The sequence below is a fragment of the Rhodoferax sp. ZS1R25 genome (genome assembly GCF_056521335.1).
Genome location: NZ_JBWMAZ010000002.1, coordinates 336234 through 349760, shown reverse-complemented (window position 1 = coordinate 349760; position 13527 = coordinate 336234). Strand labels below are relative to the sequence as shown.

Here is a 13527-nt window from a genome sequence, read left to right as displayed (position 1 = left end):
GGGTTCAGGTGACGGACAGCCGCTTGTTGACATCCAGCAGGCGGCTGGCCAGCACCGCACCCAGGGCCTGGCTCAGCGCCAGGGCCACCGTGGGGTGCTCATGGGCCAGCGCCGCGAACTGGGCGAGCTCCATTTCCCACACCTTGCAGTCGCTGTAGGCAGCCACCGACGCATTGCGCGGCAGGCCAGAGAAAAACCCGCCTTCCCCGACCACGGTGCCCGGTCCCAGGATGGCCAGGTGCACCAAGCCGGTATCGGTCTTCATGTCCACCTTCAGGTCGCCCGCTTCCAGAAAATACAGGGAGCGTTCCCGTGCGCCTTGGGCAATCAGCAGTTGGCCGCGTTGCAGTGCGGCGGGCCGCACGTACAGAGTGAGCACGCTCCAGCGGTAACCCTCCAGAAACTTGCCCAGCGTGCCTTCGCCGGCGTTGCGGGCAATGGCCGCCACCAGGGGGGTGACATCGTGGGGGCTGTGCGCAGAACTGGACGTGGCCATGGCAGTTTCTCCTTGCGAACGACAGGCGTCGCCGCATGCATAGGTTACCCAGTTATGTCCCGCACTGTCCAGCGCTTCCCGTCAGGCTGATTCCAGCCTGTACACTGCGGCGCTTCCCATGTCCAAAGCACTCCCCACCCATTGGCCCAGCGTGATCACGCTGTGGCTGTGCGGCATTGTTGCCGCCATGCAGTTCTCCAAGGTCTCACTGGCCTTTATGGCGCTGCAGACCCACTACGCGGTGTCGGCCGCCAGCATGGGCTGGATCCTGTCCACCGTGGGCGTAGTGGGACTGTTATGCGGCGTGACCATGGGGCTGTTTGCCCCGTTTATCGGCTACCGGCGCCTGCTGTTGACGGGTCTGGGCTTGGGCACGGTGTTGGCCTTGGTGCAGTCGTTTCTTTTGCCATTCCCCCTGTTTTGGGCCACCCGCGCCTTCGAAGGTGCCTCGCACCTGGCCGTGGTGGTGGCCGCGCCCACGCTGATGGCGGCCAGTGCCGGGCCCGGCCACCGATCCGTGGCCATGGGGCTGTGGAGCACGTTTGTGGGTGCGGCCTTCGCCATCTCGGCGGCGGTGATGCCACTGGTGCTGGCGCAGCTGGGCCTGAGCGCGGTGTTCTATTTGCACGCCACGGTGCTGGCCATGGCCTGGGTGGCGGTGTGGCTGCTGGTGCCAGGAGATGAGGTGCCCCTGGGAACCCATCCGCGCCCGGCCGTGTCCGCGTTGCTGGCGCAGCATGTGGCTATCTATACGCACTGGACCACGGCGCTACCGGGTCTGTGCTTTCTTTGCTACACATTCATGGCCGTGGCCTTGCTGACCTTTGTGCCCACTCTGAACGGGGCCGACCACTTGTGGATGGCGGCGGTGCTGCCGCTCATGGGTGTGGCGGGCACCTTTTGTGCGGGCTGGCTGGCCCAATACTGGCTGTCGCCGCTGGTGCTGGTGCGCGCGGCCTTCATGGCAGTAGCCGCTGTAGCGCTGGCCGCAGGGGCCTGTTTGTTGGCCGGCTGGTGGTTGCCACCGGCGGCGCTACTGCTGATGTTCAGCGCAGGAGTAGCGGGCGGCAGCGCGTTTGCGCTGATTCCGTATCTGAATGACCAGAGCGCGCTGCAGGCCCGTGCCAATGGCGCGGTGGCGCAGCTGGGCAACCTGGGCTCCACGCTGGGGCCGCCCACGTTTGCTTTGGCGGTCTCTGTCTGGGGCGGCCCGGGTCTGGCCGGCGTCGCCGCGCTGTGCGCCTGCGTGGGCACTGGCCTGGCCCTGTGGGGCAAGCGCCATTACGCACGCCTGCAGCCATGAAGACGGAACGCCTGGACGGTCTGGATGTACTGCGGGGCCTGGCCCTGCTGTGGATGACGGCGTTCCACTTCTGCTTTGACCTGAACCAGGCGGGCTACATCCGCCAAAACTTCTACAGCGACCCACTGTGGACCTGGCAGCGCACCTGCATCCTGAGCGTATTCTTGCTCTGCGCCGGGGCAGGGCAGGCCTTATCCCTGCACCAGGGCCAGAGCTGGGCGCGGTTTGGGCGGCGCTGGCTGCAAATTGCACTGTGTGCGCTGCTGGTGACGACAGGCTCGGCGCTGATGTTTCCCAACAGCTTTATCTACTTCGGCGTGCTGCATGGCATGGCGGTGATGCTGGTCCTCGTGCGCCTCACCGCATCGTGGGGTGGCTGGCTGTGGCCGCTGGGCGCCTTGGCCATTGCTATGCAATCGATAGCTGCCCGCGCAATAGACACGGGGGCCATGGGCACATTCTTCAATGAGAAGTGGCTGAATTGGCTGGGTCTGATCAACGTGAAGCCGATCACCGAAGACTATGTGCCACTCAGTCCCTGGCTGGGCGTGATGTGGTGGGGCATGGCCGCCATGCAATGGTGGTTGCGCCGAGAGCCTACCGTTCTGCCCTCATCGCCTTGGCTTCATCGCCTGGCACCCGTGGGCGCACTCGGCCGCTGGAGCCTGAGCTACTACATGCTGCACCAGCCGGTGCTGCTGGCGGGGTTGTGGGTGGTAGCTTTCCTGCGGGGCTGAGGCCGGGTTGGCGCAGGGCGCTGCGCTTAGAATCGGCGCCATCCCACAGGGCAACATTTTCATGACCACACTGCGCAAACGCGTTTCCATTGTTGTCCCGTTCTACAACGAAGAGTCGGGCGTCCAGCTTTTCTACGACACCCTGAATTCCGTCATGAATACAGTGGACGGCGTGGATTTCGAAGTGGTCTGTGTGGACGATGGCAGCAAGGACGCTACGCTGCTGGCTCTGGTGGTCCTGGGCCAGCGCGATCCCCGCTACACCGTCATTGAGCTGTCGCGCAATTTCGGCAAAGAGGCGGCGCTGACTGCGGGTCTGGACGCTGCCACAGGCGATGCCGTCATCCCGATGGATGCAGACCTGCAAGACCCGCCCGAACTGATCCGGGACATGGTGCGGGAGTGGCAGAGTGGGCACGACGTGGTGCTGGCCCGCCGTGTGGACCGCAGCACCGACTCTTTTCTAAAACGCAAGACGGCGGAGCTGTTCTACCGCGTGCACAACCGTTTTTCCAGCGTGAAGATTCCCGAAAACGTGGGGGATTTCCGCCTGCTGGACCGCGTGGTGGTCGATGCGCTCAAGCAGTTGCCCGAGCAACAGCGCTTCATGAAGGGCCTGTTTGCCTGGGTGGGCTTCAAGTCGGTCACCCTCGACTACGCCCGAAGCCCCCGGGCCGCGGGGGTGACCAAGTTTTCGGGCTGGAAGCTGTGGAATTTTGCGCTGGAAGGCATTACCAGCTTCAGCTCGGCACCACTCAAGTTCTGGTCGTATGCGGGTGGGGTAGGGGCCCTGGTCAGCCTGGCCTATGCACTGTTTATCGTGATTCGGACCCTGGTGATGGGCATTGATTTGCCGGGCTACGCCTCACTGATGGTGGCCATCATCTTTTTTGGCAGCGTGCAGTTGATCAGTGTGGGCATGCTCGGTGAATACATCGGGCGCATCTACATGGAAGCCAAGCGGCGCCCTCTCTACGTCGTGCGCAAACGCTATGGCGGACAGTGAGGCGCGAGGCCCCGTGGGCGCTTGGCTAACGTCTGCGCTGGCGCGCAGGATTGCACGGTTTTCGGTCTCTGGCGTCTTGGTTACGTTGGTGCACATTGCATCGGCCACGGCCTGGTTGCACTGGATCAACACATCGTCCGGCCTGGCCAACGGCTTTGCATTTGCGGTAGCCACGGCTTTTTCATACTGCATTCACACCCTGTGGAGTTTCTCTGCGGAAATGGAGCAGCGGGTGTTTGCCAAATTCATGGTCGTGGCACTCGTGGGCCTTGGGTTGTCTGCTGGTATTGGGCATCTGGTGCAATGGCTAGGGTTTTCCTACCAGTACAGCATTGCCGCCGTCGTACTGGTCATGCCACCCTACAATTTTTTGGCCCACCATTTTTGGACGTATGCGAAACCTGCGACCACTCACTCTCCCTCTCCACATCACCCACTTTAAAAGGATCCTCCCGTGAGTGCACAAGAAAATACCAGTACCAGTTTTGTCACCAAGGTGGTGGTGGTGGCCGTGGCCATAGGCGGGCTGATTTCCTTTTTGACGCCCAACACGGATGGCCTCGCACGGTTTGATACGGCGATCAACCGCATCTTTATCCTGTCGTTTGTGCAGAACCCGGAAGGCCTGTACATGGCCAGCGAAATCTGGGAAAGCGAAAAGCGCTATGACTTTGCCGTCCGCGAAATGCGGCTGGCCATCGGTCTACTGGAAATGCACAATGCCGACGCCGCGGTGATCAAGCGTTACCGCGACCGACTCACCATGCTCTCCAGCAAAAAGTAGCACGTCAGCGCGAGGCGGCCGGGAAGCGCAGGCCGTTGAAATCCACGACCCGGTCGCACGACGTAATTTCGAAGTTCTTCGAGGCATAGGTGATTGGCGCTTGCAGCACTTCAGACAGGTAGCTCGACCAGTAGCGGTCGTCGCCAGACACTTTTTCCGGCGCGTTCTGCCCACAGATATGGCTGCTGCGGTCTTGGGGATAGGTATGGGCCCCCAACGACTCAATGGCCTGGAACCAAAGCTGGCTGTCGCGGCGGTTGATTTCCGCCAAATTGCTCCACCGCACATAGTTGTCGCAGGCGGAGCTGAAGAACAGGAACAGTACGGCGGCAAACAGCACTTTCTCTTGCACCGCACGCTTGCCACCCACCAAATGCAGCAACACCAGGGTCACTACCATGGCCAAGGGAAATGAACTGAAATAGTTGCCTACATAGTGCGGGTCTTCTGCGGCCCATTGCCGGTACCCGGGGACCAGTGCCAGCAAGAAATTGGGACAGAACACGAAGAACAGCAATACCGCGATCGCCACCTTGCCGTACAGACGCGTCGGATGGCGTGTTCCCTGCAGTTGGGGCACGATGAGCAGCATGCCCAGCGCAATGCTGACCCCATAGGTCAGGGCTAGCGCCAGATTGCGCGGGTTGGATATATCGGGCAGGTAGTTGGCCAGCGGCTTGAACTGGATGTGAAAGCCAGTGATGGAGAAGCGGTACACCGTCAGGGCCATGTCCCACAGGCTGCCACTGAAGTCCAGACCTCTGCCCGGGGTAGGCTGCAAGTGCCTATAGCCCAGAAAGCACACCACGTAGGCCAGTAGCACCAGACCCAAGGGGTAGTTGTGCCGCAGAAAATGTTGCGCCAGCGCCCACCACTCGGATGCACGACCCGGCGCCGGGCGAGTCTGCAGGTACCGGTATAGAAACATGGCCGGAAACGCGGCCGCATAGAAAAACATGGGCTCGTAAGCCAGCATGGAGAACGCGTACAACAAAAAGGGCAGGACGATGGCGCCCCGCCGCTGTGGATGGTCCAGCTGCCCCAAGTAGAGCGCGAAGCTGGTGAACATCACCGCGAACTGCAGGTTGAACATCATCAGGAAGCCGTGAAAAGGGCTGTAGTACCCGGGACTCACGTCTATCAGAGCTAGCCAGACCAAGCCCATGAGCACACCCGCCAGCCGGTTGGTCAAGCGCCCACAAAACACCACAAACGCCAGCAGCACCCAACCATTGACGGCGATCTTGATCAAGTTGACAAGCTCCCAGCTGCCCAGTTTGTAGGGCAAGCCAGCCATCAGGTTGATGGGGATTAGCCAAAAGCGTCCCTGCACCGAGGCGGTTTCCAGCACCTGTGCCAACGTTGAGCGAATGATCCAGGGGTCGTCCGAGTTGGACAGCATCATGCCCCAGTGCTGGGCCAGCAGTAGCGCCAGAGCAATGCCCGTGGCGGCCATCGCCAAGGTAGTAGTACGTCGAAAATCCATGGGCACAGGGCTTGAAGAAGGTAGCCCTCGATATTACCAACCCACCCGCGCAGAATCGCTGCCGAGCCTGGGGAGGTCGTAGAGGTGGGTGGCCTAGCGCTGCACGCGACGGGGCTGCAGCAGTTGCTGGGCCTGTTCGTCGTCCAGCATATGGGCGCGCAGGCCGGCGATGGCGCTGGCGTGGAGCTGGGAGACTCGGGCTTCGCTCAGCCCCATGTGGGTGCCAATTTCGCGCATCTTCTGCTCGTCCACGTAGTACAGGCTCAAAAGCTCCTGGGCCTGCGTGCTGAGCGTGAGCAGGCTGCGGGCCAGGGCCTTGCGGAAGGCGGCGCGCTCCAACAGTGCCAGCGGGTCAGTGTCGTTGCCCGCGCACTGCTCCAGGTAGCTATGCAGGTCGGCGTTGGCATCCAGGTCATCAAGCGACACAAGGCGGTAACCATGCGCCTGCTGCAGCAGCCGGCGGTAGTCCTCCAGCGACATCTGCATAGCCTCGGCCACCTCGCGCTCCAGCGGGGTGCGGCCCAGTTGGTGGCCCAGTTGCTGGATGGTGGACTCGACTTGCCGCATGGCTCGGCGCATCTGGCGGGTGGCCGGGTCGAGGGCGCGCAAGCCGTCCAGCATGGCGCCGCGGGCGCGTTGGGCCAGGTAGTGCTCAAATTCGACCCCCGAGGTCTCCCGGGTGGTGCGGATGATGGCGTCAATCAGGCCCAGGATGCCGTCCTGCACCAGGTCATCGGTCAGCACGTGGGAGGGCAGCCCATGGGCCATGGTGCGGGCAATCTTGCCTACCAAAGGCGCGTGCTGCTGCACCAGCCGCTGCTGGGCGGGGTGGCAAATGTCCTGTTTGGTAGTCATGGGCCGTAGCCTAAAACAAAAAAACGCGGCCAAAGCCGCGTTTTATAGTGAGAAACCCCAGCTATTCAAGCTAAAGATTTACTCATTCCACTTTGGCCTTGGCGCGCAGGTCTTCCTGGAACTTGCCCATTTTTTGCTGGGTCAGTTGCTGGGCGATCTGGGGCTTCACGTCGTCAAACTTGGGCAACTGGGCGTCGCGCACGTCGTCCAGACGGATGATGTGGTAGCCAAACTGGGTCTTCACCGGGGTTTCTGTGGTCTTGCCCTTGGCCAGGCCGGTCAGCGCTTCGGAGAACTCTTTCACGTAGTTGCTGGCGCTGGCCCAATCCAGGTCACCACCGTTGGCACCGGAGCCTGGGTCCTTGGATTGCTTCTTGGCGAGGTCTTCAAACTTGGCGCCTTTTTTCAGGGAGGCGATGATGGCCTTGGCCTGGTCTTCTTTTTCCACCAAGATGTGGCGGGCACGGTATTCCTTGCCAGCATTGGCAGCGGCAAACTTGTCGTACTCGGCCTTGATCTCTTCGTCGGTCACCGGGTTCTTCTTCTGGAAGTCGGTGAACAGCTCGCGGATCAGGATGGACTGGCGGGTCAGTTCCAGCTGGTTCTTGTAGTCGTCGGTTGCGTCCAGGCCGCGGGCCTGCGCTTCTTGCACGAAGATTTCGCGGGCAATGATTTCTTCCTTCAGCTGGCCCTGCATTTCAGGGGTCACAGGGCGGCCGGAGCGCTTCACCTGTTCAGCCAGTGCATCCACACGCGACTTGGGAACGGCTTTGCCATTCACGATGGCAATGTTCTGGGCCATGGCGGCCGATGCCGCGGCCAGCAGAGTGGCTGCGGCCAGGGCGGTCAAAATGTGCTTCTTCATACCGGTTCCTTCAGGGATACTTTTATCAAGTGGGGGTGCTGCCAGAGGGCGAGTCTTCGGCCTCAATGGCCAGGGCATGCAGGCCCTGATCAATGAAATCTTGCAGCGCATCATACACAAGGCGATGGCGTGCTACGCGGCTCTTACCTGTAAACAATTGTGAAGCGATGCGCACCCGAAAATGGGTGCCCACGCCCGTGCCGTTGGCGCCCGCATGGCCCGCGTGCTGGTAGCTTTCGTCCAGCACTTCCAGGCGGGTCGGGGCCAGGCGCTCGAGCAGGCGCTGCGTCAGGTTGGCGGCAGTGGGGTCCGGAGTCGCGGCGCTCATGATGACGGGCTGTCCTCAGAGGGCTCGTCGCTCTTGAGGTGTGGCGCGATGTACAGACCCTGGGCAATCAAAAACGTCAGCGGAAACACATAGCCCCAGATCTTGAAGTTGGCCCAGGCGTCTTCGCTGTAGTACATGGCCACATAGCCGTTGCTGATAGACATGAAGGCGGTGTAGACCACCCAGGCAACATTCAGCCGGTGCCAGATCGCGTCGGGCAGCTCCAGCTGGCTGCCCAGCATGGACTTGAGGAAGTTGTTCTTCATGCCCCAGATGGCCACCGCCAGCGCAATGGCCATGCCCGCGTACAGCACCGTGGGCTTCCACATGATGAAGCGCTTGTCATGTAGGGCCAGCGTGATGCCCCCAAACACCAGGATCATGCCCAGCGTGATCTTTTGCAGGGCGGTGAGCTTGCGGTCTATCCAATACAGAATGGCCATTTGCACCACTGTGGCACCCATAAGCACCGGGGTGGCGAAGTAAATGGCTTCGTCTTTGCCCACGCCAAACCAGGCGTGCAGCTTGTACGCCGCAAAAAACAGAAGAATGGGAATGAAGTCGAGGAGGGTTCTCATGCAGGCGTGAAGTGTAGCGAAGCAGAATTCATGCAATAGCGCAGGCCGGTATCCGTGGGGCCATCGTCAAACACGTGGCCCAGGTGAGCACCGCAATCGCTGCACACGGTTTCCACGCGCTTCATGCCATGACTCGTGTCGGTGATTTCCTTGATGGCGCCGGGCACGGCCAGCGAGAAGCTGGGCCAGCCGCAGTGGGCGTCGAATTTGGTGTCTGAGTCGAACAGCTTGTTGCCGCAGCAGATGCAGTGGTAGCTGCCGTCGGCCCACTGGCGCTCATACTTGCCGCTGAACGGACGCTCGGTAGCAGCGTGGCGTGTGACCTGGAAGGCCACGGGCTCGGCACCTCTCTCGGCCAGCACAGCCTTCCATTCGTCGTCGGTCTTGGTCACGGGATAGCTCATGGGGTGTCCTTCAAAAGAGTGAACAGGGCAGGGGTTACGAACTGCAGCTGATAGCGATACTGCCCGCCCAGTCGGGCGGGAAGTCAGACCAAGCCGCATGTTCCTCATGTTCGTCGAACGGGCGCTCCAAAACTTTCAACAAATCAGCGACCACGGTGAAATTCTTACCCTTGGCGGCTTGGATGGCTTCTTCACCCAAATGGTTCCGCAGCACGTACTTGGGGTTGGTCTTGCGCATCAAATCGGCCGCTAGCCCCCGTGGAACCTGCGCGAGCAGCTCTGAATACGATAGCAACCAGGCATCAAACCCGCCCCGGTCCAGGAACAGGTCGCGCACCGAGGCGTCGTCGGCGCGCTGTTCGCGCGCCCAGTGGCTGAGGCGGCGCCAGAAGATCGTGAAGTCCACCTTGTCGGCCGCCAGCAGCTTCAGGATGTCTTCGATCAGCGGCCGATGTGCCTCCTGCAGCTCGGCAAAGCCCAGCTTGGCCGCCATGCGTTGGGCAAACGCCAGCGGGTAAATGGCCTTGAAGGTTTCCAGCGCCGCAATGGCCTGTTCCTGTTCGGCAATCAGTGGCATCAGCGCCTGGCCCAGGCAAAACAGGTTCCAGTACGCCACATTGGGCTGTTTGTAAAAAGCGTAACGACCCTGGTGGTCCGAATGGTTGCAGATGTGGCCTGGGTCGTAGGCATCCATGAACTGGAAGGGGCCGTAATCGATGGTCAGCCCCAGGATGCTCATGTTGTCGGTGTTCATCACGCCGTGGCAAAAGCCGACCGATTGCCACTGCGCCACCATCTGTGCGGTGCGCTCGGTTACCGCAGCCAACAGCGCCACATAGGGGTTGCTGCCCCAGCGCGCATCGGTGCGGCAGGCTGGGTAGTGGTGGTCGATCACAAAGTCGGCCAGCACCTTGAGCTGGTCGTGGTGGCCATGGTGGCAAAAGTGTTCGAAGTGGCCAAAGCGGATGAAGCTGGGCGCCAACCGTGTCACCACGGCAGCTGTTTCTATTGCTTCGCGCCGCACCGGCGCGTCCGAGCCCGTGACGCAGAGTGCGCGCGAGGTAGGAATGCCCAGGCCATGCATGGCCTCGCTGCCCAGAAATTCACGAATGCTGCTGCGCAAGACCGCGCGGCCGTCGCCCATGCGGGAAAACGGTGTCAGCCCCGCGCCCTTGAGTTGCACCTCCCAACCCGGGGTTTCGCCCAGCAAAATGGCGCGGCCGTCGCCCAGCTGCCCCGCCCATTGGCCAAACTGATGACCACTGTAGACACTGGCCAGCGAGAAGCCGCCAGCCAGCGGCCGGTTGCCGGTGAAGGCTTGCAGAGCGTCCTCCGACTGCAGCCACTGTGGGTCCAGGCCCCAGGCCTGCGCGGCGCTGGTGCTGCGGCCCACCCAATAGGGCGCGGGCAAAGGGGTGGGGGACAGTGCGGCGTAAAAGTCATCGCCCAGCGTGGCAAAGCGATTGACCCAGGACAGACCCACATCCAGCGGGTCGTCCAGATGTGACGAAATAGGCATGACTGAATTGTCCCGCATATGACTAATGCAGGCATTTTTCGGGGGCTTGGCGGGATTACCATGCGTCCACGCGCGCACGAACACCGGGCTCCCGATGGCCGTCGCCGAATGTTTTTCCCATTAAATAAAGAGGTGACACATGTTGGGTTTGATGCAAAGTCAGCAGCTGCTGATTTCTTCGCTGATCGATTTCGCGGAACGCCACCATGCAGAGGGGGAAATCGTGTCCCGCCGGGTCGAGGGCGATATCCACCGCTACACCTACAAGGACGTGGCGGTGCGCGCCCGCAAGGTGGCCAACGCGTTGGACCAGTTGGACCTGGCCTTCAGCGACCGCGTGGCCACGCTGGCATGGAACGGCTACCGCCATCTGGAGCTGTACTTTGGGGTGAGCGGCTCGGGCCGCGTGTTGCACACGCTGAACCCGCGCCTGCACCCCGACCAGATTGTCTGGATTGCCAACCATGCCGAAGACCAAGTGCTGTGCTTTGACATGACCTTCCTGCCCATCGTCAAGGCAGTGCACAGCCGCTGCACGACCATCAAGCATTTCATCGCCCTGTGCGATGCCGACAAACTGCCCGCCGACACCGGTATCCCCGGTCTGCAAAGTTACGAAGCGTGGATTGGCGACCAACCCGAGCACTACGCCTGGCCGCAGTTTGACGAAAACTCCGCGTCGAGCATGTGCTACACCAGCGGTACCACGGGCAACCCAAAGGCCGCGCTGTACAGCCACCGCTCCACCATGCTGCACGCCTATGCTGTGGCCATGCCCGATGTGATGGCAGTCAGCGCGCGTGACTCCATCCTCCCCGTGGTGCCCATGTTCCACGTCAACGCCTGGGGCCTGCCGTACACGGCGGCCATGACCGGCGCCAAGGTGGTGTTTCCCGGCCCGGCCATGGATGGCAAGTCCATCTTCGAATTGATCGAGAGCGAGAAGGTCAGTTTTGCTGCGGGCGTGCCCACGGTATGGCAAATGATGCTGGGCCACATGCAGGCGAATGACCTCAAGTTCTCCACCCTCAAGCGCACGGTCATTGGTGGGTCGGCCTGTCCGCCCGCCATGATCACCGCGTTCAATGACGTGTACGGCGTGGAAGTGCTGCACGCCTGGGGCATGACCGAGATGTCGCCCCTGGGTACGGTGTGCACCTTGAAGAACAAGCACCTGGCCATGGATGCCGACGACAAGATGAAGATCCGCCTCAAGCAGGGGCGCGGCATCTTCGGCGTGGACATGAAGATCGTGGACGAACAAGGCCAAGAGCTGCCCTGGGACGGCAAAGCCTATGGCGATCTGCTGGTCAAAGGTCCTTGGGTCATCAACGAGTACTTCAAAGGTGAGGGCGGCTCACCCCTGGTCGATGGCTGGTTCCCCACGGGCGATGTCGCAACGATTAACCCAGAAGGCTATCTGCAGATCACCGACCGCAGCAAGGACGTGATCAAGTCTGGCGGCGAGTGGATCAGCTCCATCGATGTGGAAAACATCGCCATGGCGCACCCCGCCGTGGCCATGGCCGCATGCATTGGCATGAAGCATCCGAAGTGGGACGAGCGCCCCATCATCGCCGTGGTGAAGAAGCCCGGTGCCGAGGTCACACGCGATGAGTTGCTCGCCTTCTACGACGGCAAAACGGCCAAGTGGCAAGTGCCCGATGACGTGGTGTTTGTGGATGCGATTCCGCTGGGTGGCACTGGAAAAATGCAGAAGACCAAGCTGCGCGAAATGCTCAAGGATTACCAACTGCCAACGCTCTAAAACAGTGCGTGCAGTCGCATGGGTGATAGCTGTTGGTGGAAACCCTTGCGCTGCACCGCACAAAAAAATGTACGCTGCAAAGCTTAAGAATTACAGGAGACAAGCCTTGAAATTTGCATTCAAAATCGCCGCCGCGGCAGCCTTGGTCGTATGTGCCAGCACTGCTATGGCGCAAAAGGGTGAAGTGGTCAAAATGGTTCGCATCGATGCCCTCACTGGCCTGATGGGTCCCGTAGGCACCAACCAGTTGAAGAGCTACCAGTATTTCGCTGAGAAGTTCAGCGGCGCAGGCAATCCCGCCGGCGTGAAGTTCGAAGTCACCGGCATTGACAACAAGCTCAGCCCCACCGAAAGCCTGAACGCACTCAAAGCCGCCATCGACCAAGGCGTGCGCTACGTCATCCAGGGCAATGGATCGTCCGTTGCGCTGGCGCTGTCTGATGCGGTGACCAAGTACAACGAGCGTAACCCCGGCAAGGAAGTCATTTACCTGAACGACTCCGCTGTGGACCCCGATCTGACCAACGCCAAGTGCAGCTACTGGCACTTCCGTTTTGATGCAGACACCTCTATGAAGATGGAAGCCATGTCCAGCTTCATGGAATCCCAGAAGGACATCAAGAAGGTCTACATCCTGGGCCAAAACTACTCGCACGGCGTGCAGGTAGCCAAGTACACCAAGGAAACCCTGGCCCGCAAGCGTCCTGACATCCAGATCGTGGGCGAAGACCTGCACCCCATCGCCCAAGTGCGTGACTTCGCACCCTACATCGCCAAGATCAAGGCGTCCGGTGCGGATACCGTGGTGACCGGCAACTGGGGCTCTGACCTGTCCCTGCTCATCAAGGCGGCCAACGAAGGCGGCTATACCGGCAAGTTCTACACCTACTACGCGGGTGTGACGGGCACCCCGACTGCCCTGGGTACCGGCGGCGCCGGCCGCGTGTACCAAATTTCCTATGCCCACTACAACATGGGTGCGCCCATGGACAAGTGGATGAGCGAGTTCAAGACCAAGTACGACGACGACTTCTACACCGGCTCTATCGTTCGTATCTATGAAATGCTGGGCGCGGCCATGGCCCAGGCCAAGTCGACTGACCCGGTCAAGGTCGCTGCGGCGCTGGAAGGGCTCAAAGTCAAGAGCTTCAACGGCGAAGTGGAAATGCGCAAGACCGACCACCAGTTGCAGCAGCCTCTGTACATCACGGTCTGGCAAAAAGCGGACAAGAAGTTCCCCTACAGCCCTGAAAACACTGGCATGACACTGGTACCCGTCAAGGAGTACCCCAACTACGTGTCCAGCACACCCACCAGCTGCCAAATGAAGCGCCCAGGCTAACCTGAAGTTTCAAAACCCAAGAGCCCCTTCGGGTAACCCGTCGCGGGCTCTTTTAA

15 protein-coding genes are annotated in these 13527 nt (G+C 61.0%); 7 read left to right on the top strand and 8 right to left on the bottom strand.

Features of this window, described 5'->3' with window-relative positions; translation table 11 throughout:
- Positions 1 to 4 precede the first annotated feature (4 nt).
- Positions 5 to 496 carry a Crp/Fnr family transcriptional regulator gene (locus AC097R_RS12515; RefSeq protein WP_479598484.1) on the bottom strand — a complete coding sequence of 164 codons (492 nt, stop codon included), beginning with the start codon at positions 494 to 496 and terminating at the stop codon, positions 5 to 7.
- A 118-nt stretch (positions 497 to 614) separates the two neighbouring features.
- Between AC097R_RS12515 and AC097R_RS12510 the strand changes: the two genes are divergently transcribed.
- The 5 genes from AC097R_RS12510 to AC097R_RS12490 all read left to right on the top strand — a co-directional run bounded on the left by AC097R_RS12510 (position 615) and on the right by AC097R_RS12490 (position 4326).
- Positions 615 to 1799 carry an MFS transporter gene (locus AC097R_RS12510; protein ID WP_479598483.1) on the top strand — a complete coding sequence of 395 codons (1185 nt, stop codon included), beginning with the start codon at positions 615 to 617 and terminating at the stop codon, positions 1797 to 1799.
- Positions 1796 to 2536, top strand: a complete 741-nt coding sequence (locus AC097R_RS12505) for a heparan-alpha-glucosaminide N-acetyltransferase (RefSeq protein ID WP_479598482.1) — start codon at positions 1796 to 1798, stop codon at positions 2534 to 2536. Before AC097R_RS12510 ends, AC097R_RS12505 begins: the two co-directional genes overlap by 4 nt.
- A gap of 61 nt (positions 2537 to 2597) precedes the next feature.
- Positions 2598 to 3542: a glycosyltransferase family 2 protein gene (locus tag AC097R_RS12500; RefSeq protein WP_479598481.1), complete on the top strand. Its 945-nt coding sequence runs from the start codon at positions 2598 to 2600 to the stop codon at positions 3540 to 3542.
- On the top strand, positions 3529 to 3984 hold the full coding sequence (locus tag AC097R_RS12495) for a GtrA family protein (RefSeq protein ID WP_479598480.1): 456 nt from the start codon (positions 3529 to 3531) through the stop codon (positions 3982 to 3984). The genes AC097R_RS12500 and AC097R_RS12495 overlap by 14 nt, the downstream gene beginning before the upstream one ends.
- Positions 3985 to 3996: 12 nt before the next feature.
- Positions 3997 to 4326 (top strand): hypothetical protein, encoded by a 330-nt coding sequence (locus AC097R_RS12490; protein WP_479598479.1) that lies wholly within the window; start codon positions 3997 to 3999, stop codon positions 4324 to 4326.
- A 4-nt stretch (positions 4327 to 4330) separates the two neighbouring features.
- Here AC097R_RS12490 and AC097R_RS12485 read toward each other — a convergent pair whose 3' ends face one another.
- From AC097R_RS12485 to AC097R_RS12455, 7 genes are all read right to left on the bottom strand, one after another.
- Entirely contained in the window at positions 4331 to 5812 is a 1482-nt protein-coding gene (locus tag AC097R_RS12485; RefSeq protein WP_479598478.1) for a hypothetical protein, read from the bottom strand.
- Positions 5813 to 5905: 93 nt separating this feature from the next.
- Complete coding sequence (locus tag AC097R_RS12480) at positions 5906 to 6667, bottom strand: FliA/WhiG family RNA polymerase sigma factor (protein WP_479598477.1); 762 nt, start codon at positions 6665 to 6667, stop codon at positions 5906 to 5908.
- Between the two features lie 82 nt (positions 6668 to 6749).
- Positions 6750 to 7532 carry a peptidylprolyl isomerase gene (locus tag AC097R_RS12475; protein WP_479598476.1) on the bottom strand — a complete coding sequence of 261 codons (783 nt, stop codon included), beginning with the start codon at positions 7530 to 7532 and terminating at the stop codon, positions 6750 to 6752.
- A gap of 25 nt (positions 7533 to 7557) precedes the next feature.
- Positions 7558 to 7860 (bottom strand): BolA family protein, encoded by a 303-nt coding sequence (locus AC097R_RS12470; protein WP_479598475.1) that lies wholly within the window; start codon positions 7858 to 7860, stop codon positions 7558 to 7560.
- Complete coding sequence (locus tag AC097R_RS12465) at positions 7857 to 8438, bottom strand: septation protein A (RefSeq protein WP_479598474.1); 582 nt, start codon at positions 8436 to 8438, stop codon at positions 7857 to 7859. The genes AC097R_RS12470 and AC097R_RS12465 overlap by 4 nt, the downstream gene beginning before the upstream one ends.
- Entirely contained in the window at positions 8435 to 8842 is a 408-nt protein-coding gene (msrB, locus tag AC097R_RS12460; protein WP_479598473.1) for a peptide-methionine (R)-S-oxide reductase MsrB, read from the bottom strand. Before msrB ends, AC097R_RS12465 begins: the two co-directional genes overlap by 4 nt.
- Positions 8843 to 8876: 34 nt before the next feature.
- Complete coding sequence (locus AC097R_RS12455; protein WP_479598472.1) at positions 8877 to 10361, bottom strand: protein adenylyltransferase SelO; 1485 nt, start codon at positions 10359 to 10361, stop codon at positions 8877 to 8879.
- 139 nt (positions 10362 to 10500) lie between these two features.
- On the opposite strand from AC097R_RS12455, the gene AC097R_RS12450 reads away from it, so the two are divergent.
- Positions 10501 to 12129, top strand: coding sequence for a 3-(methylthio)propionyl-CoA ligase (locus AC097R_RS12450; protein WP_479598471.1), 1629 nt, complete (start codon positions 10501 to 10503; stop codon positions 12127 to 12129).
- A 106-nt stretch (positions 12130 to 12235) separates the two neighbouring features.
- Entirely contained in the window at positions 12236 to 13471 is a 1236-nt protein-coding gene (locus AC097R_RS12445) for a branched-chain amino acid ABC transporter substrate-binding protein (RefSeq protein ID WP_479598466.1), read from the top strand.
- Positions 13472 to 13527 lie beyond the last annotated feature (56 nt).

Excerpts from the sequence above, each read along its gene's own strand:
- AC097R_RS12515 (WP_479598484.1), bottom strand. The coding sequence starts at position 496 with ATGGCCACGTCCAGTTCTGCGCACAGCCCCCACGATGTCACCCCCCTG.
- AC097R_RS12510 (WP_479598483.1), top strand. The coding sequence starts at position 615 with ATGTCCAAAGCACTCCCCACCCATTGGCCCAGCGTGATCACGCTGTGG.
- AC097R_RS12505 (WP_479598482.1), top strand. The coding sequence starts at position 1,796 with ATGAAGACGGAACGCCTGGACGGTCTGGATGTACTGCGGGGCCTGGCC.
- AC097R_RS12500 (WP_479598481.1), top strand. The coding sequence starts at position 2,598 with ATGACCACACTGCGCAAACGCGTTTCCATTGTTGTCCCGTTCTACAAC.
- AC097R_RS12495 (WP_479598480.1), top strand. The coding sequence starts at position 3,529 with ATGGCGGACAGTGAGGCGCGAGGCCCCGTGGGCGCTTGGCTAACGTCT.
- AC097R_RS12485 (WP_479598478.1), bottom strand. The coding sequence starts at position 5,812 with ATGGATTTTCGACGTACTACTACCTTGGCGATGGCCGCCACGGGCATT.
- AC097R_RS12480 (WP_479598477.1), bottom strand. The coding sequence starts at position 6,667 with ATGACTACCAAACAGGACATTTGCCACCCCGCCCAGCAGCGGCTGGTG.
- AC097R_RS12475 (WP_479598476.1), bottom strand. The coding sequence starts at position 7,532 with ATGAAGAAGCACATTTTGACCGCCCTGGCCGCAGCCACTCTGCTGGCC.
- AC097R_RS12470 (WP_479598475.1), bottom strand. The coding sequence starts at position 7,860 with ATGAGCGCCGCGACTCCGGACCCCACTGCCGCCAACCTGACGCAGCGC.
- AC097R_RS12465 (WP_479598474.1), bottom strand. The coding sequence starts at position 8,438 with ATGAGAACCCTCCTCGACTTCATTCCCATTCTTCTGTTTTTTGCGGCG.
- msrB (WP_479598473.1), bottom strand. The coding sequence starts at position 8,842 with ATGAGCTATCCCGTGACCAAGACCGACGACGAATGGAAGGCTGTGCTG.
- AC097R_RS12455 (WP_479598472.1), bottom strand. The coding sequence starts at position 10,361 with ATGCCTATTTCGTCACATCTGGACGACCCGCTGGATGTGGGTCTGTCC.
- AC097R_RS12450 (WP_479598471.1), top strand. The coding sequence starts at position 10,501 with ATGTTGGGTTTGATGCAAAGTCAGCAGCTGCTGATTTCTTCGCTGATC.